Origin of the sequence: Klenkia sesuvii (assembly GCF_037083825.1) — a bacterium.
GTDB lineage: Bacteria > Actinomycetota > Actinomycetes > Mycobacteriales > Geodermatophilaceae > Klenkia > Klenkia sesuvii.
In genome coordinates, this window is the sequence record NZ_JBAPLU010000021.1 from 39929 (window position 1) to 58191 (window position 18263).

Here is an 18263-nt window from a genome sequence, read left to right on the forward strand (position 1 = left end):
TACGGGCCGGGGCGGGCGCAGTCAAGGCCGAACGGTCAGGCCGCCGGTGGCGCGCGTCACGCCCCGTACCGGCCTATCGTCGGCAGGCGTGGCGAACGCGCGGCCCGGTCCGGCCCGGTGGGTCTGGTACGCCCTCGGCGGCGGGCTGCCCCGTCGGTACGCCGACTGGGTGCTCGCCGACACCACCGGCCCGAGGTGGGCGGTGCGCCACCTGCTGCGTGCCCTGGTGCAGCTGAGCCCGGTGCTGCTGGTCTGCCTGCTCGCCGTCCCCGTGCCGCTGTCCTACCGGCTGGCCGCCTGCGGCGGCGGGGTGCTGCTCGGGCTGCTGTTCTCCGCCGCCTACATGACCGAGACCACCGAGCACCGCGCCGTCAAGGCGGGGTGGCCGCCGGGCACGACCCGGCGGGTGCGCGAGGAGCGCGCCGAACGGGCGGCCGTCGAGCGCGGTGCCCGGTACCGCCGGGACGGCGCGGGCTCCTTCGACTGAGCCCCGTGTCCGGATCGAACGGACGACCTTCCGCTTACAAGGCGGGTGCTCTACCACTGAGCTAACGGGGCGGGTGGTGACGGGGCGGGCTGCCCGCAGCACGTTACCGGCCGGCCGGGCGCGGGCCGACCGCACCGGGTCACGCCGTCCAGCATCCTCACAGGCCACGTGCAGCGCCGGGATAGCCCCGGCGCCCATGGTGGGACCAGCGAGCGGAGAGGCCCTCGCGACGTGGGGAGGAACCACCAGTGACCGAGCAGAACCGTCCCGGCGACGAGGCCGGACAGCACGTCGACCGGTACCCGGGCCTGCCGGCGCAGCCCCAGAGCCAGCAGCCGCCGCACCCCCAGGCCCCGCACCCCCAGGGGCAGTACCCGCAGGGTCCGTACCCGCAGGCGCCGCGCCCCCAGGCCCCGTACCAGGGCTGGACCGGTCAGCCGCAGACCCCGGGTGGCCACGTCGGCCCGCCCCCGGCCTTCACCCCGCCTGCGGCACCGACCCCGCCGACCCCCCGGGCCCGCAGCGGCCGCTGGCGCATCGCCGTGGCCGGGCTGGCCGCCGGCGCCCTCATCGGCGGCGGCGCCGGCGCCGGGGTGGCCACCCTGGTCAGCACCCACGGGTCCGGGGCGGCCGCGGCGACGGCGGCGCAGAACGTGGTCATCACCGACCCGCAGGACGCGACGTCGGCCACCGCCGCCGCGGCCAAGGCCGAGCCCAGCGTCGTCACCGTCTACGTCACCGACCGCTCCGGCGCCGGGTCGGGCTCGGGCGTGGTGCTCACCGCCGACGGCTACGTGCTGACCAACAACCACGTGGTGTCCCTGGACAGCAGCACCAGCTCCGCCACGGTGCAGGTCACCACCTCCGACGGCACCCTCTACGACGCCACGGTGGTCGGCACCGACCCGACGTCGGACCTGGCCGTCATCAAGCTCGACGGCGCCTCGGACCTGACCCCGGCCACCTTCGCCGACTCGAGCAAGGTGCAGGTCGGCGACCAGGCCGTGGCGATCGGTGCCCCGCTGGGGCTGTCCAACACCGTGACCACCGGCATCGTCAGCGCCCTCGACCGCGCCGTGGCCACCGGGTCGGACCAGAGCACCACCGTCATCGACGCCATCCAGACCGACGCCGCGATCAACCCGGGCAACTCCGGCGGCGCCCTGGTCGACGCCGCCGGCGAGGTCATCGGCATCAACTCGGCGATCGCCACGGTGGCCGGCGGGCAGGGTGCGCAGCAGTCGCAGAGCGGCAACATCGGCGTCGGGTTCGCCATCCCGGCCGACACCGCCCAGCGGGTGGCCGGGCAGATCATCCGGGACGGGCACGCCACCCACGCCCTGCTCGGGGTCAGCGCGCAGACCGCGTCGGCCAGCGGCTCCGAGGTCGGCGAGGGCGCCCAGGTGGCCCAGGTCGCCTCGGGGGGCCCGGCCGCCGAGGCCGGCATCCAGGTGGGCGACGTCATCACGGCGATCGGCGACCGGGAGATCACGACCTCCACCGAGCTGACCGCCGCGGTGCGCAGCGCCTCGCCGGGTGACCAGGTGACGCTGACCGTGCGGCGCGGCAGCAGCACCGACACCGTCGACGTCGTGCTCGGGTCCGCCTCGAGCTAGCAGCCGGGTCCTCCCCGAGGGGGCCGGTACCGCCACGCGGTACCGGCCCCTGCTGCATAGCCTGACCCGGTGACGGCCCCTCTCCCGCTGACCGGCGCGCTCGACGACCCCGCCCGGGCCCGCGACCTGGCGAAGATGAAGCGCCTGGCGACCGGGCTGTTCGTGGCCGCCGCGCTGGTGTTCCTGGCCTGCGTCCTGTTCGGGGGCGACCGCACCTGGGTGGGCTACGTCCGGGCCACGGCCGAGGCGTCGATGGTGGGCGCGCTGGCCGACTGGTTCGCCGTCACCGCGCTGTTCCGGCACCCGCTGCGGCTGCCGATCCCGCACACCGCGATCATCCCGCGCAAGAAGGACCAGATCGGTGAGAGCCTGGGCACCTTCGTGCAGGAGAACTTCCTCACCCCGGCCGTGGTCGACGAGCGGTTGTCCGGCTACGACGTCCCGGGCCGCATCGGCGAGTTCCTGGCCACCCCGGGGCGGGCCGAGCGGCTGGCCGGCGACGCGGGGACCGCCGTCCGGGCGCTGTTCGACCTGCTCGACGACGACGTCGTGCAGGACGCCGTCGGGTCCCTGGTCGATCGCAAGGCGCGCGAGACCCCGGCCGCCCCGGTGCTGGCGCGGGTCATCGAGGCCGTGGTCGACGGCGACAAGCACCAGGACGTGCTGTCGGCCGGGCTGACGGGGCTGGCCGGGTTCCTGCGCGAGAACCGGTCGCTGTTCCGGGCGCAGCTGTCCGACGCCTCCCCCGCCTGGGTACCCGACTGGGTCGACGACCGGGTGTTCGTGCGTGCCTTCGACGGCGTGCAGCGGTTCCTCGCCGAGGTCGGCGCCGACCCGGCGCACGAACTGCGCCGCTCCTACGACGCGCGGCTGCGGGCCTACGTCCACGCGCTGCGCACCGACCCGGCCACCGCCGCGAAGGTCGAGGAGTTCAAGGCCGAGCTGCTCGACCACCCCGCCGTCCGCACGTGGTCGGCCGGGCTGTGGGGCACCGCCAAGACCGCCCTGCTCACCGCCGCCGACGACCCCGACTCCGCGTTGCGCGCCCGCGTGGCCGACCTGGTGCGCCGGGCCGCGGTGCTGCTGCGCGAGGACGAGACGGTCCGCACGCAGGTGCAGAAGCAGACCCGGCGGGCCGCGCGGTGGGCCGTGCAGCGCTTCAGCGGCGACGCCGCCGAGCTGGTGAGCACCACGGTCGCCCGCTGGGACACCGAGGAGACCAGCCGGCGCATCGAGCTGCAGGTCGGCCGCGACCTGCAGTGGATCCGGGTCAACGGCACCGTGGTCGGCGGCCTGGCCGGCCTGGTCATCTACACCCTGGCCCAGCTGCTGGGGTGACCCTCAGCCGAGGCTGAACCCCGTCCACTCGAAGCCGGGGGACACCACGCAGCTGACCAGCACCTCGTCGTCCACCGGCGCCGCGCTCTGCCGCACCCCGGCCGGGACGAGGACCTGCGGGTGGGCGGCGTCCAGACGCACCTGGTGCTCCCCCACCTGCAGGTCGAGTGCGCCCGGGCCGTGCCAGAGCCACAGCTCGTCGGCGTCGACCGTGTGCGGCGCCGAGGACTCCCCCACGGCCAGCAGGTACAGGATCGCGGTCGCCTGCGGGCGCCCGCCGTCGCCGGCCGGGCCGGTCCAGGTGCGCCGGAACCACCCGCCCTCGGGGTGCGCGGCCAGGTCGAGGCGCTCGGCCGTGGCCGGCCGATCGCTCACCGGACCCCCGCCCACCGGACCCCCGCTCCCCGACGATCACGGACTCCCGGACGACCCGATGCGGCGTGGCGCGCGCACAGGTCCGTGATCACCGGGGAGGGGGGCGGGGTCAGCGGGGAGGGGGCGGGGCCAGCTGGGAGGGGGGCGGGATCTGCGGCGGGCGGAGGCCGCCGCGTAGAGGGCGAGGCTCGCGGCGACGCTGACGTTCAGCGACTCGGTGTCCTTGGTCATCGGGATGCCGACGACGACGTCGCACCGCTCGCGCACGAGCCGGGACAACCCGGTGCCCTCGGCGCCCACGACCAGGGCCAGCGGGTCGGCGAAGCCGTCGAACTCGTGCAGCTCCATGTCCGCGTCGTCGCCGGCCAGGCCCACGGTCTGCAGGCCGGAGTCCTGGTAGGAGGCCAGCGCGCGGGGCAGGTTGACCGCGCGGGCCACCCGGATGCGGGCGGCCGCACCGGCCGAGGTGCGCCAGGCCGAGGCCGTCATGCCCACCGCGCGGCGCTGGGGCACGACGACGCCGTGCGCGTCGAACGCCGCGGCCGACCGCACGACGGCACCGAGGTTGCGGGGGTCGGTGACGCCGTCGAGGGCCACGACGAGCGGCGCCCGGTGGCCGTCGCGGGCGATGTCGAGCAGGTCGTCGGGGTGCGCGTAGTCGTAGGGCGGCACCATCAGCCCGATGCCCTGGTGCAGTGCGCCGTCGCTCATGCGGTCGAACTCGGCGCGGCCGACCTCGAGCAGGGGCAGCCCGCGGTCGGCGGCCAGCTGCACGGCCTCGGCGATGCGCTCGTCGGTGCCGCCCCGGCTCGTGTCGCCGGTGACCACGTAGAGGGCGGTGGCGGGGATCGCCGCGCGCAGCGCCTCCACCACCGGGTTGCGGCCCAGCAGCAGCTCGGGCTGCTCCTCGCTGCGCTTGACGGCCCGGGCGCGGTTGTCCCGGCGGGCGGCGGCGGCCTTGGCCTTCTTGAACGCCGGGTGGTAGGGCCGGTCCTCGGCCTTCGGGGTGGCGCCGCGGCCGGCCAGCGACCGGCGGTTGTGCCCGCCGGTGCCGGTGGTGGCGCCCTTCTTGCCGGCGCCGGACGTCCGGCCGCGCCGCTGGCTGTTGCCCGCCATCAGCGGGTCACCTCTTCCTCGTCGATCGTGGTGCTGCTGCCGCCGCGGGTCACCGGGAGAGCTCCCACCGGGGGCCGGACGGGGTGTCCTCGACGACGACGCCGAGGGTGGTCAGCTGGTCGCGGACGGCGTCGGCGGCCGCGTAGTCCTTGCGGGCCCGGGCCGCGGCGCGCTGGTCGAGGGCCAGCCGCACCAGGCCGTCGGTGACCTCGGTCAACCGGGTGTCGGTGCCGCCCTCGGCCCACTGCGGGTCGAGCGGGTCCAGGCCGAGGACGCCGAGCATGGCCCGCACGGCGCCCAGCTCGGCGGCCACGGCGGCGTCGTCGCCCTCGGCCAGCGCCGTGTTGCCGGTGCGGGCGTGCTCGTGGGCCACCGCGACGGCCGCCGGTGTCCCGAGGTCGTCGTCCAGCGCGGCGGCGAAGGCGGCGGGCAGCGGCCCGCCCTCGGTGACCCCGACCCGCTCGACCGCCCGGCGCACGAACGACTCCAGCCGCCGGTAGGCCGCGCCGGCCTCGGCCAGCGCCGCGTCGGTGAACTCGACGGTCGAGCGGTAGTGCGGGGCGACCAGGTAGTAGCGCAGCTCGACCGGGCGCACGCGGGTGACGACCTCGTCGACGAGGGCGGTGTTGCCCAGCGACTTGCTCATCTTCTCCCCGCCGAGGGTCACCCAGCCGTTGTGCAGCCAGTACCGGGTGAAGGGGTCACCGGCCGCGCGGGACTGGGCCTGCTCGTTCTCGTGGTGCGGGAAGCGGAGGTCCAGCCCGCCGCCGTGGATGTCGAACTCCTCGCCCAGGTACTTGTGGGCCATGGCCGAGCACTCGAGGTGCCATCCGGGCCGCCCCCGGCCCCAGGGGGTGTCCCAGGACGCGGTCGCCGGGTCGGTGGGCTTGTGCGCCTTCCACAGCGCGAAGTCGCGGGGGTCGCGCTTGAGGTCCTCGGTGTCGGAGTCGGCGGCGGGCTGCAGGTCCTCGACCCGCTGCCCGGTGAGCTCGCCGTAGGCCGGCCACGACCGGACGTCGAAGTACACGTCGCCGCCGGCGGCGTAGGCGTGCCCGCGCTCGACCAGCCGGGCGATCATCTCGACCATCTCGGGCACGTGGCCGGTGGCCCGCGGCTCGTAGGTGGGCGGCAGCGTGCCCAGCACCTGGTAGGCGCGGGTGCAGGCCAGCTCGTTGCGGTAGGCCCAGTCCCACCACTCGACGCCGGCGGCGGCGGCCTTGGCCAGGATCTTGTCGTCGACGTCGGTGACGTTGCGGACGAACGTGACCTCGAGGCCGCCGTGGGTGAGCCAGCGGCGGAGCACGTCGAAGGCCAGCGCGGCGCGCACGTGCCCGATGTGCGGGGGGCCCTGCACGGTCAGCCCGCAGACGTACATCGACACCTCGCCGGCACGCAGGGGCGTGAAGTCGCGCACGGCGCGCGCGGCCGTGTCGTACAGGCGGAGGCTCACTGCGCCGAGTCTACGGAGGTCCCCGGCGCGCTCCGGACCACGAGCGCGGTGGCCACGGCCGCCCGGCCCTCCCCGCGACCGGTGAGCCCGAGACCGTCGGTGGTGGTGGCGGTCAGCCCGACCGGGGCGCCCAGGGCCGCCGAGAGCACCCGCTCGGCCTCGGCCCGGCGCGGACCGACCTTGGGGGTGTTGCCGATCAGCTGCACGGTGGCGTTGCCCACCACCCAGCCGGCGGCGGCCAGGGTCTCGCGGACGTGCACCAGCACGTCGGCCCCGCGGGCGCCGGCCCAGCGGGGGTCGTCGGTGCCCAGCAGACCGCCGATGTCCCCCAGCCCCGCGGCCGACAGCACCGCGTCGATGAGCGCGTGCGCGACGACGTCGCCGTCGGAGTGCCCGGCGCAGCCGTCGACGCCGGGCCACTCGAGACCGGCCAGCCAGCAGGTGCGCCCGGCCTCGACGGGGTGGACGTCGGTGCCGGTGCCGACCCGGGGCAGCGTCACCGGGCCACCGCGTGCCGCTCGGCCAGGACGAGGTCGTGCGGCACCGTGATCTTGGCGGCGAGCTCGTCGCCGGGGACGGTGTGCACGGGCACGCCCAGCGCCCGGACGACGGAGGCGTCGTCGGTGAAGACCTGCTGGTCGGTGACGGCGGCGTAGGCGGCCACCAGCGTCGCGCGGTCGAACCCCTGGGGGGTCTGCACCCGGCGCAGGGCAGCCCGGGCGACCTCGGCGACCACGCGGTCGCCGTCGACCTCGACCGTGGTGTCGACCACCGGCAGCACGGGGACGACGGCCCGCGCGCCGGCGGCCAGCGCGGCCAGCACGCGCGCCACCACCGCGGCCGGGGTGAAGGGCCGGGCGGCGTCGTGCACCAGCACCGGGCCCGCCCCGTCGGCGCACCGCGCGAGGGCGTTGCGCACCGACCCGGTGCGGGTGGCGCCGCCGGGGACGAGGGCGACCTCGGCGGGCAGGACGGCGGCGAAGGCGTCGCGGTGCTCGGCCGGGACGGCGACGACGACGTCGGTGACCCCGGCGTCCAGCAGGCCCGCGACGGCGTGGGCGACGAGCGGGCGTCCGCCGACCTCGACCAGGGCCTTGGGCACGGGCGAGCCGGCGCGGACCGCGCCCAGACGCACTCCGCTCCCGGCCGCGACGACCAGGGCGGTCGCGGGTCCGGGAGCGGTGAAGTGGTGCGGGGGGTTCGTGCTCAGCTGGCGAGCACCTCGTCGAGCAGCACCTCGGCCTTGTCCTCGTTGGTGCCCTCGGCGAGCGCGAGCTCGCTGACCAGGATCTGGCGGGCCTTGGAGAGCATGCGCTTCTCCCCGGCCGACAGGCCACGGTCCTTGTCGCGGCGCCACAGGTCGCGGACGACCTCGGCGACCTTGTTCACGTCGCCGGAGGCCAGCTTCTCGAGGTTGGCCTTGTAGCGGCGCGACCAGTTGGTCGGCTCCTCGGTGTGCGGGGCGCGCAGCACCTCGAAGACCTTGTTCAGGCCCTCCTGGCCGACGACGTCGCGGACGCCCACGATCTCCGCGTTGTCGGCCGGGACGCGTACGGTCAGGTCGCCCTGGGCGACCTTGAGCACGAGGTAGGCCTTCTCCTCGCCCTTGATGGTGCGCTTCTCGATCGCCTCGATGAGCGCAGCGCCGTGGTGCGGGTAGACGACGGTCTCGCCGACAGTGAAGCCCATGTGTGTGTGACCCCTTTCGCTCCGCCCAGAATACCACGGGACGGGTGGCACCGGACTGGTTGGTCCTGCCAAATGTGCAGGTCAGGGGCTTGTCGCTGGTCAGGACGGGGTTGACAGAGGGGTGGTCGGTGTGCCTGTGGACGACGAGGGCGGCTCCCCGGGGGCCTGGCGGACGGTCTCGGCGATGGCGCTGGCGACCCATCTGGGACCCACCGTCGCGGTCACCGCGGTGGCCACGCTGCTCGCCGCCGCCGCCGACGTCGGCGGCGCCCGCACGGTGCTCGTGGCGGTGGCGGTGCTGGCCGGGCAGGCGTCGATCGGCTGGAGCAACGACTGGCTGGACGCCGACCGCGACGCGGCGGTCGCCCGCACCGACAAGCCGACGGTGCAGGGCGTGGTCACCCCGGCGCGGCTGCGCGCCGCCGCGCTCACCGCCGTGGTCCTCGCCGTGGTGACCTCGCTGGCCCTGGGCCCCGCGCCCGGGGTGCTCCTGCTGGGCGTGGTCGCCGGCGGCTGGGCCTACAACGCCGGGCTCAAGCGGACCGCCGCCTCCCTGCTGCCCTACCTGGTCGCCTTCGGCCTGCTGCCCGCCGGCGTGGTCGCGGCGGCGCCCGGCACCCCGGTGGCCCCCTGGTGGCTGGTGGCCGCCGGCGCGCTGCTGGGCGGGGCGGCGCACCTGGCCAACGTGGCCCCCGACCTGGAGGACGACGCCGCCACCGGCGTGCGGGGCCTGCCCCACCGGCTCGGCGCCACCGTCTCGGCCCTGGTCGCCGCCGGGCTGCTGGGGGCGGCGTCGCTGGTGCTGGTGCTCGGGCCGGACGGCCCGCCGTCCGTGCCGGGCTGGGTGGCGCTGGTGGTCGCCGTCCCGGCCCTGGTCGTGGCCTCCCTCGCCGGCACCGAACGGTTCCGGGCCGCCGCCTTCCCGGCCGTCATGCTGCTGACCGTCGTCGACGTCGTCCTGCTCGTGCTCGGCGGGGCCGCCCTCCGGTAGCCGAGCTCAGAAGGGGTCGGTGCCGCGGGCGCGCTCCTGCTCGACGACCGCCTCGAGGTCCTTGAGCCGGTTCAGCCCGGCCAGCGGCTGGGCCATGCGGCGGTTGCCCCGCAGCACCGGTTCGACGCGGTCCAGGAAGCCCCAGTAGCCGGCGGTGAACGGGCACGCGTCCTCGCCGAGCCGCTTCCTCGGGTCGTAGCGGCACCCGCCGCAGTAGTCGCTCATGCGGTCGATGTAGGCCCCGCCCGAGGCGTAGGGCTTGGTCGCCAGCACCCCGCCGTCGGCGTGCTGGCTCATGCCCACCACGTTGGGCACCATCACCCAGTCGTAGCCGTCGACGAAGGTGCGGTGGAACCAGTCGGTCATCGCGGCCGGGTCGATGCCCCGCTGCAGGGCGTAGTTGCCCAGCACCATCAGCCGCGGGATGTGGTGCACCCAGCCGCGGTCGCGCAGGTCGCCGACCACCCCCGAGAGGCAGGCGGCGTCGAGGTCGGCGGGGTCGAGGTCGGCCAACCACGCCGGGACGGCGGCGCGCGCGTCGAGGGCGTTGCGGCCCCGGTAGTCCCGGCCCAGGTGCCAGTACAGGTGCCAGATGTAGTCACGCCACCCCATCACCTGGCGCACGAAGCCCTCGACCGAGTTCAGCGGCAGGTCCTCCTCGCGGAAGGCCTGCTCGGCCCGCTGCACGACCTCGGCCGGGTCGACCAGCCCCAGGTTCATCGGCGCGGACAGCAACGAGTGGGCCAGCCACGGCTCGTCGGCCAGCATCGCGTCCTCGTGCGGGCCGAAGGCGGCCAGCCGGTGGGTCAGGAAGTCGCGCAGCCGGTGCAGCGTCTCGCGCCGGGTCGCCGGGAACAGGCGTGGGCCGTCGGCGCCGACGAAGGACACGTCGCCGTCGCGCTCCCAGCGGTCGAGGTCGGCGCGCACCTCCTCGTCGACCTCGTCCTCGGTCGGCAGCCACGGCTCGGGCGCCGGGGAGCGGCCGTCGGCCGGCGGGGGCTCGCGGTTGTCGTGGTCGAAGTTGTACTTCCCGCCGGTGGGGTCGGCGCCGTCCATGAGGACGTCGTGGTGCTGGCGGGCGGCCCGGTAGAAGTCGTCCATGAGCAGCCGCTTGCCCCCGTCGGTGCCGCGGCCGGTGGCCCAGCGCCGGAAGGTCTGCTCGTCGGTGACGAACCCCCGGGAGGCCAGCACCTGCACGCCGTCGCGGCCCAGCACGAAGTCGCGCGCGGCCCAGGTGGTGGGGGCGCAGACGCTCAGCGGTTCGTCGACGGAGTCCAGCGCCTCGCCGTAGGTGTCCACCTGGAGGAAGCGCGCGCGGTCGCCCAGCTCGGCCGCCCGGTGGCGCAGCGCCGAGAGGACGAGGTGCGCCTTCTGCCGGTGGAACCGGCGCCGCCGGAACACCGACCGGGCCTCGACGAGCAGCACGTCCTGGTGCGGGTCGTCCAGGAAGTGCGGGCCCAGCTGGTCGGCGAAGCACCACCGCCGCGTGCCCGGCGCCCGCGCCGGGAAGTCGGCCAGGGCCGGGTCCTCGTCAGCCACACCCGCTCACCTCCACGCGCGCATCGTGGGGTGACCGTTAGGCTCTGCGCGACTCGAGTCGACGAAGCCCGGGGTTCCCCGGTGCCGTAGGAGGTCCCCCGCCGTGAACCGCGTTGTGCGCGCCGCCGCCGTCGGTGTGCTGCTGCTGTCCCCGGTGGTCCTGTCGGCCTGCAGTGCGGGCCAGATCGCGCAGACCGCGACCCAGGACCGCGACATCCGCGGCGGTCAGGGCGACGTGGGCGACATCCACCTCCGGACGGCCACCACCGCCTACCCGCAGAGCGGGCGCTACGACGAGGGCGGCGACGCCCGCCTGCTCGTGGCGATCGCCAACTCCGGCGACGCCGACGACGAGCTGACCGACATCTCGGGCCCGGGCTTCGAGTCCTACAAGGTCGTCGACTCCTCCTCCGACGAGGAGTCGCCCACCGGCTTCACGATCCCGGCCGGGCAGAACGTCTACGTCGGCGACGGCGGCCCCGCGGTGACCCTGACCGGGCTCACCGAGCCGCTGACCCCCGCCCAGGCGCTCGAGGTCACCTTCACCTTCCGCGACGCCGGCGAGGTCACCGTGCCGGTGCTCGTGGGCACCCCGAGCCTGGACCTGCCGCGCGGCGAGGGCTTCGACTTCCACGAGGAGGAGGGCGGGGGCGAGGAGTAGTCGCTCCCCGGTTCTGTCGTACCCCGGCGGCACCATGGCAGCGTGCCGCCGACCGTCGTGAAGTCCCGCCCCGCCCACCGCTGCAGCGAGTGCGGGTTCGCCGCCACCCGCTGGATGGGGCGCTGCCCCGAGTGCCAGGCCTGGGGCACCCTCACCGAGGTCGGCGGGGGCGCCTCCGGCGGCCTGCGGGCCGTCTCCCCCGGCCCGGTCACCGGCCGGGCCCGCCCGATCGCCGAGGTCGAGCTCTCGGGGTCCACCGCGGTGCCCACCGGCATCGGCGAGTTCGACCGCGTGCTCGGCGGGGGGCTCGTGCCCGGCGCGGTGCTGCTGGTGGCCGGCGAACCCGGCGTGGGCAAGTCCACGTTGCTGCTCGAGGTGGCCCACCGGGTGGCCGAGGCGCACGGGCCCACCCTCGTGGTGTCGGGCGAGGAGTCGGCCGCCCAGGTACGGCTGCGGGCCGAGCGCATCGGCGCCCTGCACCCCCAGCTGTTCCTGGCCGCCGAGACCGAGCTGTCGGCCGTGCTGTCGCACGTCGAGGACGTCAACCCCTCGCTGCTGGTGCTCGACAGCGTGCAGACGGTCCGCTCCCCCGCCGTCGACGGCACCGACGGCGGGGCCACCCAGGTGCGCGCGGTGGCCAGCGCCCTGACCGGCATCGCGAAGTCGCGCGGCATGACCGTCATCCTGGTCGGCCACGTGACCAAGGACGGCGCCATCGCCGGCCCGCGTGCCCTGGAGCACCTGGTCGACGTGGTCATCGGCTTCGACGGCGAGCGGCACTCCACGCTGCGCATGGTGCGGGCCACGAAGAACCGGTTCGGGCCGGCCGACGAGATCGGCTGCTTCGAGATCGGCGACGGCGGCGTGGTGGGCGTGCCCGATCCCTCGCACCTGTTCGTGTCCAAGCGCTCGGTGCCGGTGGCCGGCAGCAGCGTCACGGTCACGATGGAGGGCAGCCGGCCGTTGCTGGCCGAGGTGCAGTCGTTGGTCGCGCAGTCCACCGGTGGCGGGTCCCCCCGGCGCGCGGTCAGCGGTCTGGACCCGCAGCGCCTGGCCATGATCAACGCGGTGGTCGAGCGGCGGGGCGGGGTGCCGCTGGCCGCCGCCGACGTGTTCGCCGCCTCCGTCGGCGGGGTGCGCATCCTCGAGCCGGCGGCCGACATGGCGGTCGCGCTGGCCATCGCGTCGGCGGCCAAGGACAAGGCCCTGCCGGTGGGCATGGTGGCCTTCGGCGAGGTGAGCCTCTCGGGCGAGGTCCGCCGGGTCGGGGGCACGTCGCGGCGGCTGGCCGAGGCCGCCCGGCAGGGGTACACCCTGGCCGTCGTGCCCCCCGACCCCGGGCCGGTGCCCCGCGGCATGCGGGTGGTCGAGATCCCCGACCTGGGCTCGCTGCTGAACCGGTTGTTCTGACCGTCGCCCGAGGTCACCGGCAGGTCACGGGCCGCACGCGGGCCCGGCCACCCGCCGACCCGTCACCTAGACTCGGGCCGTCCGACCACCTGACCGAGGAGCGATCGTGCCACCCGTGGATCCCGACGTCGCTCTGCGCGAGCTGCTGGGGCGCATCGCCCCCGGCACCGCGCTCCGTGACGGGTTGGAGCGGATCCTGGCCGGGCGCACCGGTGCCCTCATCGTGCTGGGCTACGACCAGGTCGTGGAGTCCCAGTGCACCGGGGGGTTCGCCCTCGACGTGGCACTGTCGGCCACCCGGTTGCGCGAGCTGGCCAAGATGGACGGCGCCGTCATCGTCTCCGCCGACGGCAGCCGCATCGTGCGCGCCGGGGTCCACCTCATGCCCGACCCGACCATCCCCACCGAGGAGTCGGGCACCCGGCACCGCACCGCCGAGCGCGTGGCCCTGCAGACCGGGTTCCCGGTCATCTCGGTCAGCCAGTCGATGCACATCATCTCGGTGTACGTGGCCGGTCGCCGGTACACCCTCGAGCACCCCACGACGATCCTGGCGCGCGCCAACCAGGCGTTGGCCGCCCTCGAGCGGTACAAGCTGCGGCTCGACGAGGTGGCCAGCACCCTGTCGGCGCTGGAGATCGAGGACCTGGTCACCGTCCGCGACGCCATGAGCGTGAGCCAGCGACTGGAGATGGTGCGCCGCATCGCCGACGAGATCGAGGGCTTCGTCGTCGAGCTGGGCACCGACGGCCGGCTGCTGGCCCTGCAGCTCGACGAGATGCTCGCCGGTGTCGAGGAGGACCGCGGCCTGCTGGTGCGCGACTACCTGCCCACCGAGGGCCAGCGCACGCCGGTGGGCGACCAGGTGCTCACCGACCTGCGCGCGCTCAGCGCCACCGAGCTGCTCGACCTCTCGGCCGTGGCGCGCTGCTACGGCCTGCCCACCTCACCCGACGCGCTCGACTCCCCGGTCAGCCCGCGCGGCTACCGGTTGCTGGCCCGGGTGCCCCGGTTGCCCGCCGGCATCATCGACCGCCTGGTCAGCCACTTCGGCGGCCTGCAGAAGCTGCTGGCGGCCACCATCGAGGACCTCCTGAGCGTCGACGGCGTCGGCGAGGCCCGGGCGCGGGGCATCCGCGAGGGCCTGTCCCGCCTGGCCGAGACCTCGATCCTCGACCGCTACTCCTGAGGCGGGGCCTCAGGCCACGAGGGTGAACGGGGTGGGGTCGCCCACCTTGGTGTCCAGGCGCCCCTGCAGGCTGTAGGCGCCCGCCGGCGGTGCGCTGCGCGGTGCGGTGCAGGCCGGCTCGCTGGTCAGCCCACCCCACTGCAGCGGGAAGCCCACGGCCTCCCCGGCGGCCAGGACGCGGGCGTCGCTGCTCACCTCGGGGAAGCAGTCGTTGCTTCCCCACACGCGGGCGCCGGCCCCGTCGAGCAGGACGATCTCGCGCAGGCCGGCGTCCAGCGACCGGGTGCAGGGCACCCCCGACACGTTGGTGACCACCAGGGTCATCGTCGGCTTGCTGCCGACCGTGGCCTGCGGGGCGCCCGGGAGCACGTCGACGGCGACCATGTCGTCGGTGCACGGCTGGCCGGGGTCGGGGGCCGCGGCGGTCACCGGCGCGGCCGCGGTCTCCTCTGCCGGCGGGGCCGCCGACGCGGTCGCCGAGCCCTCCTCGGGCGCGGCCGGGGTCTGCACCGAGGCCAGCGACGGCACCACCTGCTCCAGCGACGGCGCCTCCAGCGACGGCTGCGCCGGGCCGGAACTGGCCGCCACCTGCGGATCGGTCTCCGTGGTGGGCACCGTCGAGGCGACCAGCCAGCCGCCCCCGCCCAGCAGGGACGCCGCGATGCCCAGCACGAGGGCCCGTCGACGCCAGTAGACGCCGGCGGGGAGGTCACCGACCGGGTGCAGCACGGCGCGAAGGCTAGCGCCGACCGGTCGGCCGACCCGTGCGGCTCGCCGAGCAGGCACGCACGGTTCCCCACCCACCCCGCGCACCCCGACCTGGGAGACTGGCGACCCGTGACCCACGCCGCGCCCGGGGACCTGATCGTCGACTGGTACGCCGCAGCCGCCCGCGACCTGCCCTGGCGCGCGCCGGGGGTCGACGCCTGGGCCGTGCTGGTCAGCGAGGTCATGCTCCAGCAGACGCCGGTGGCCCGGGTGGAGCCGGTCTGGCGGCAGTGGCTGGCCCGGTGGCCGACCCCCGCCACCTTGGCGGCCGAGCCCACCGGTGAGGTCATCCGGGCGTGGGGGAAGCTGGGCTACCCCCGGCGGGCCCTGCGCCTGCAGGCCGCCGCGGCCGTGATCGCCGCCGAGCACGACGGCGTGGTGCCCGACGACGTCGACACCCTGGAGTCGTTGCCGGGCATCGGCAGCTACACCGCTCGAGCCGTCGCCTGCTTCGGGTACGGCCAACGCCAGCCGGTGGTCGACACCAACGTGCGGCGGGTGGTCGCCCGGCTGGTGCACGGTCGGGCGGAGGCGCTGCCGGCCCGGGCATCGGACCTCGGTGACGTCGCGGCGCTGGCGCCGGCCGACCACGACCGGGCGGTGCGCTTCTCGGTGGCGGTGATGGAGCTCGGTGCGCTGGTCTGCGTGGCCGGCACCCCCCGCTGCGGGGTCTGCCCGGTGCGCGGCGTCTGCGCGTGGCGACTGGCCGGGTCACCGGCCCACGACGGGCCGGCCCGGAAGGTGCAGAAGTTCGCCGGCACCGACCGGCAGGTGCGTGGTCGCTTGCTCGACGTGCTGCGCGCGGCCACCGGACCGGTGGAGCAACCCGAGCTCGACGCCGTGTGGGACGACCCGGTGCAGCGCGGCCGCTGCCTGGACTCGTTGCTGGTCGACGGCCTCGTGGTGCAGACCGACGACGCCCGCTTCGCCCTCCCCGGCTGAGCTGGGGCCCGGTACGGCGGAGGCCGCCACCCGCGGTGCGGGTGACGGCCTCCGTCGGTGCTGCGGTGCTACCGGGTCATTCGCCCTTGGTGAGCGAGGGGCCGGAGCCGTTGTCCTCGTCGTCGGCGCCCGAGAGGGCCACCGGCGGGGTGTCGGGGACGTCGATCGGCTTGGTCTCGCCGCGGAAGGTGAAGGTCGACTTCGTCGGGTCGTCGGCCTCCTCCACGTCCACCACGATGATCTGGCCGGGGGCCAGCTCGCCGAAGAGGATCTTCTCCGACAGCGTGTCCTCGATCTCGCGCTGGATGGTGCGCCGCAGCGGGCGCGCACCGAGCACGGGGTCGAACCCGCGGGACCCGAGCAGCTTCTTGGCCGCCGGGGTGACCTCGAGGGCCATGTCCTTGTTCTGCAGCTGGCTCTCGACCCGGGTGAGCATGAGGTCGACGATCTGGACGATCTCCTTCTCGGCCAGCTGGTGGAACACGACGATGTCGTCGATGCGGTTGAGGAACTCCGGCCGGAAGTGCTGCTTGAGCTCCTCGTTGACCTTGAGCTTCATCCGGTCGTAGTTGCTCTGGTCGTCGTTGCCGACCTGGAAGCCCAGACCCACGGCCTTGGAGATGTCCCGGGTGCCGAGGTTGGTGGTCAGGATCAGGATCGTGTTCTTGAAGTCCACGATCCGGCCCTGGCCATCGGTCAGGCGGCCGTCCTCGAGCACCTGCAGCAGCGTGTTGAAGACGTCGGCGTGGGCCTTCTCGATCTCGTCGAACAGGACCACCGAGAACGGCTTGCGCCGCACCTTCTCGGTCAGCTGCCCGCCCTCGTCGTAGCCGACGTAGCCGGGAGGGGCACCGACGAGCCGCGACACGGTGAACTTGTCGTGGTACTCACTCATGTCGATCTGGATGAGCGCGTCGTCGTCGCCGAACAGGAAGTTCGCCAGCGTCTTGGCCAGCTCGGTCTTCCCGACGCCCGAGGGGCCGGCGAAGATGAACGACCCACCGGGACGGCGGGGGTCCTTGAGCCCGGCACGGGTGCGCCGGATGGCCTGGCTGACGCTCTTGATGGCCTCTTCCTGGCCGATGATCCGCTTGTGGAGCTCGTCCTCCATCTTCAGCAGCCGGGAGGTCTCCTCCTCGGTCAGCTTGAAGACCGGGATGCCCGTCCAGTTGGCCAGGACCTCGGCGATCTGCTCGTCGTCGACCTCGGCGACGACGTCCATGTCGCCGGCCTTCCACTGCTTCTCGCGCTCGGCCTTCTCGCCCAGCAGCTGCTTCTCCTTGTCGCGGAGGTTGGCTGCCTTCTCGAAGTCCTGGGCGTCGATCGCCGACTCCTTCTCGCGGCGCACGCCGGAGATGCGGTCGTCGAACTCGCGCAGGTCCGGCGGGGCGGTCATGCGCTTGATGCGCATGCGGGCACCGGCCTCGTCGATCAGGTCGATGGCCTTGTCGGGCAGGAACCGGTCGGAGATGTACCGGTCGGCCAGCGTGGCGGCGGCGACCAGCGCGCCGTCGGTGATGCTGATCCGGTGGTGCGCCTCGTAGCGGTCGCGCAGGCCCTTGAGGATCTCGATGGTGTGCGCCAGCGTCGGCTCGGCGACCTGGATGGGCTGGAACCGCCGCTCGAGGGCGGCGTCCTTCTCCAGGTGCTTGCGGTACTCGTCGAGCGTGGTGGCGCCGATGGTCTGCAGCTCACCGCGGGCCAGCATGGGCTTGAGGATGCTGGCGGCGTCGATCGCGCCCTCGGCGGCACCGGCCCCGACGAGGGTGTGGATCTCGTCGATGAACAGGATGATGTCGCCGCGGGTGCGGATCTCCTTGAGGACCTTCTTCAGCCGCTCCTCGAAGTCACCGCGGTAGCGGGAACCGGCCACCAGGGCACCGAGGTCGAGGGTGTAGAGCTGCTTGTCCTTCAGCGTCTCGGGCACCTCGCCCTTGACGATGGCCTGGGCCAGGCCCTCGACGGCGGCGGTCTTGCCGACGCCGGGCTCGCCGATCAGCACCGGGTTGTTCTTGGTGCGGCGGGAGAGGACCTGCATGACCCGCTCGATCTCCTTGGCCCGCCCGATCACCGGGTCGAGCTTGGAGTCGCGGGCGGCCTGGGTGAGGTTGCGGCCGAACTGGTCGAGGACCAGCGAGGTCGACGGGGTGCCCTCGGCGGGGCCGCCGGCCGCGGCCGGCTCCTTGCCCTGGTAGCCGCTCAGCAGCTGGATGACCTGCTGGCGGACGCGGTTGAGGTCGGCGCCGAGCTTCACCAGGACCTGGGCGGCCACGCCCTCGCCCTCGCGGATGAGGCCGAGCAGGATGTGCTCGGTGCCGATGTAGTTGTGGCCCAGCTGCAGCGCCTCGCGCAGCGACAGCTCGAGGACCTTCTTGGCGCGCGGGGTGAAGGGGATGTGGCCCGAGGGCGCCTGCTGGCCCTGGCCGATGATCTCCTCGACCTGCTGGCGGACGCCCTCGAGCGAGATGCCCAGGGACTCCAGCGCCTTGGCCGCGACACCCTCACCCTCGTGGATCAGGCCCAGGAGGATGTGCTCGGTGCCGATGTAGTTGTGGTTGAGCATCCGGGCCTCTTCTTGCGCCAGGACGACGACCCGACGGGCTCGGTCGGTGAACCGTTCGAACATCTGCTGCTTCCCCTCTGACCGGCTCGGACGTGCGGTGCTGCTCCCTCGCGGGGTCGTGCTGACCGA

General features: G+C 74.6%; 17 protein-coding genes and 1 tRNA gene. 8 read left to right on the forward strand and 10 right to left on the reverse strand.

Going from position 1 to position 18263, the window contains the following annotated elements; all coding sequences use genetic code 11:
- Positions 1-88: 88 nt before the first annotated feature.
- A complete protein-coding gene (locus tag TEK04_RS17305) occupies positions 89-487 on the forward strand; it encodes a DUF5313 family protein (protein WP_336405602.1) in 399 nt (132 codons plus the stop codon).
- On the opposite strand, the gene TEK04_RS17310 is transcribed toward TEK04_RS17305, so the two are convergent.
- A tRNA-Thr gene (locus TEK04_RS17310) sits at positions 487-558 on the reverse strand. The genes TEK04_RS17305 and TEK04_RS17310 overlap by 1 nt on opposite strands.
- A gap of 177 nt (positions 559-735) precedes the next feature.
- Here TEK04_RS17310 and TEK04_RS17315 point away from each other — a divergent pair.
- Both TEK04_RS17315 and TEK04_RS17320 read left to right on the forward strand, forming a co-directional pair.
- On the forward strand, positions 736-2103 hold the full coding sequence (locus tag TEK04_RS17315; RefSeq protein ID WP_336405603.1) for a S1C family serine protease: 1368 nt from the start codon (positions 736-738) through the stop codon (positions 2101-2103).
- Between the two features lie 69 nt (positions 2104-2172).
- Positions 2173-3441, forward strand: coding sequence for a DUF445 domain-containing protein (locus TEK04_RS17320; RefSeq protein WP_336405604.1), 1269 nt, complete (start codon positions 2173-2175; stop codon positions 3439-3441).
- A gap of 3 nt (positions 3442-3444) precedes the next feature.
- Here the strand turns inward: TEK04_RS17320 and TEK04_RS17325 are convergent, their stop codons facing one another.
- Genes TEK04_RS17325 through TEK04_RS17350 form a run of 6 tightly spaced genes read right to left on the reverse strand, consistent with a single transcriptional unit; the run spans position 3445 to position 8071 of the window.
- The gene (locus tag TEK04_RS17325) at positions 3445-3816 is read right to left on the reverse strand and encodes a cupin domain-containing protein (RefSeq protein WP_336405605.1); all 372 of its coding nucleotides are present in this window, start codon (positions 3814-3816) and stop codon (positions 3445-3447) included.
- A gap of 36 nt (positions 3817-3852) precedes the next feature.
- On the reverse strand, positions 3853-4932 hold the full coding sequence (gene rlmB / locus TEK04_RS17330) for a 23S rRNA (guanosine(2251)-2'-O)-methyltransferase RlmB (RefSeq protein ID WP_336405606.1): 1080 nt from the start codon (positions 4930-4932) through the stop codon (positions 3853-3855).
- 49 nt (positions 4933-4981) lie between these two features.
- Positions 4982-6382, reverse strand: coding sequence for a cysteine--tRNA ligase (gene cysS, locus TEK04_RS17335; protein WP_336405607.1), 1401 nt, complete (start codon positions 6380-6382; stop codon positions 4982-4984).
- Positions 6379-6882, reverse strand: coding sequence for a 2-C-methyl-D-erythritol 2,4-cyclodiphosphate synthase (ispF, locus tag TEK04_RS17340; protein ID WP_336405608.1), 504 nt, complete (start codon positions 6880-6882; stop codon positions 6379-6381). The genes cysS and ispF overlap by 4 nt, the downstream gene beginning before the upstream one ends.
- Positions 6879-7592, reverse strand: coding sequence for a 2-C-methyl-D-erythritol 4-phosphate cytidylyltransferase (ispD, locus tag TEK04_RS17345; RefSeq protein WP_336405642.1), 714 nt, complete (start codon positions 7590-7592; stop codon positions 6879-6881). The genes ispF and ispD overlap by 4 nt, the downstream gene beginning before the upstream one ends.
- Positions 7589-8071 (reverse strand): CarD family transcriptional regulator, encoded by a 483-nt coding sequence (locus TEK04_RS17350; protein ID WP_091057700.1) that lies wholly within the window; start codon positions 8069-8071, stop codon positions 7589-7591. Before TEK04_RS17350 ends, ispD begins: the two co-directional genes overlap by 4 nt.
- Positions 8072-8201: 130 nt before the next feature.
- Here TEK04_RS17350 and TEK04_RS17355 point away from each other — a divergent pair, with 130 nt between their 5' ends.
- A complete protein-coding gene (locus tag TEK04_RS17355) occupies positions 8202-9062 on the forward strand; it encodes a UbiA family prenyltransferase (protein WP_336405609.1) in 861 nt (286 codons plus the stop codon).
- A 6-nt stretch (positions 9063-9068) separates the two neighbouring features.
- Here TEK04_RS17355 and TEK04_RS17360 read toward each other — a convergent pair whose 3' ends face one another.
- Complete coding sequence (locus tag TEK04_RS17360; RefSeq protein ID WP_336405610.1) at positions 9069-10601, reverse strand: cryptochrome/photolyase family protein; 1533 nt, start codon at positions 10599-10601, stop codon at positions 9069-9071.
- A gap of 103 nt (positions 10602-10704) precedes the next feature.
- On the opposite strand from TEK04_RS17360, the gene TEK04_RS17365 reads away from it, so the two are divergent.
- From TEK04_RS17365 to disA, 3 genes are all read left to right on the forward strand, one after another.
- A complete protein-coding gene (locus TEK04_RS17365; RefSeq protein ID WP_336405611.1) occupies positions 10705-11262 on the forward strand; it encodes a copper chaperone PCu(A)C domain-containing protein in 558 nt (185 codons plus the stop codon).
- 42 nt (positions 11263-11304) lie between these two features.
- On the forward strand, positions 11305-12672 hold the full coding sequence (gene radA, locus TEK04_RS17370) for a DNA repair protein RadA (RefSeq protein WP_336405612.1): 1368 nt from the start codon (positions 11305-11307) through the stop codon (positions 12670-12672).
- A gap of 106 nt (positions 12673-12778) precedes the next feature.
- Positions 12779-13861: a DNA integrity scanning diadenylate cyclase DisA gene (gene disA / locus TEK04_RS17375; protein ID WP_336405613.1), complete on the forward strand. Its 1083-nt coding sequence runs from the start codon at positions 12779-12781 to the stop codon at positions 13859-13861.
- Between the two features lie 9 nt (positions 13862-13870).
- Here disA and TEK04_RS17380 read toward each other — a convergent pair whose 3' ends face one another.
- A complete protein-coding gene (locus TEK04_RS17380) occupies positions 13871-14590 on the reverse strand; it encodes a MucR family transcriptional regulator (RefSeq protein ID WP_336405614.1) in 720 nt (239 codons plus the stop codon).
- Between the two features lie 108 nt (positions 14591-14698).
- Here TEK04_RS17380 and TEK04_RS17385 point away from each other — a divergent pair, with 108 nt between their 5' ends.
- Entirely contained in the window at positions 14699-15571 is an 873-nt protein-coding gene (locus TEK04_RS17385; protein WP_336405615.1) for an HhH-GPD family protein, read from the forward strand.
- A gap of 76 nt (positions 15572-15647) precedes the next feature.
- On the opposite strand, the gene TEK04_RS17390 is transcribed toward TEK04_RS17385, so the two are convergent.
- Positions 15648-18197 (reverse strand): ATP-dependent Clp protease ATP-binding subunit, encoded by a 2550-nt coding sequence (locus TEK04_RS17390; RefSeq protein ID WP_336405616.1) that lies wholly within the window; start codon positions 18195-18197, stop codon positions 15648-15650.
- Between the last annotated feature and the right edge of the window lie 66 nt (positions 18198-18263).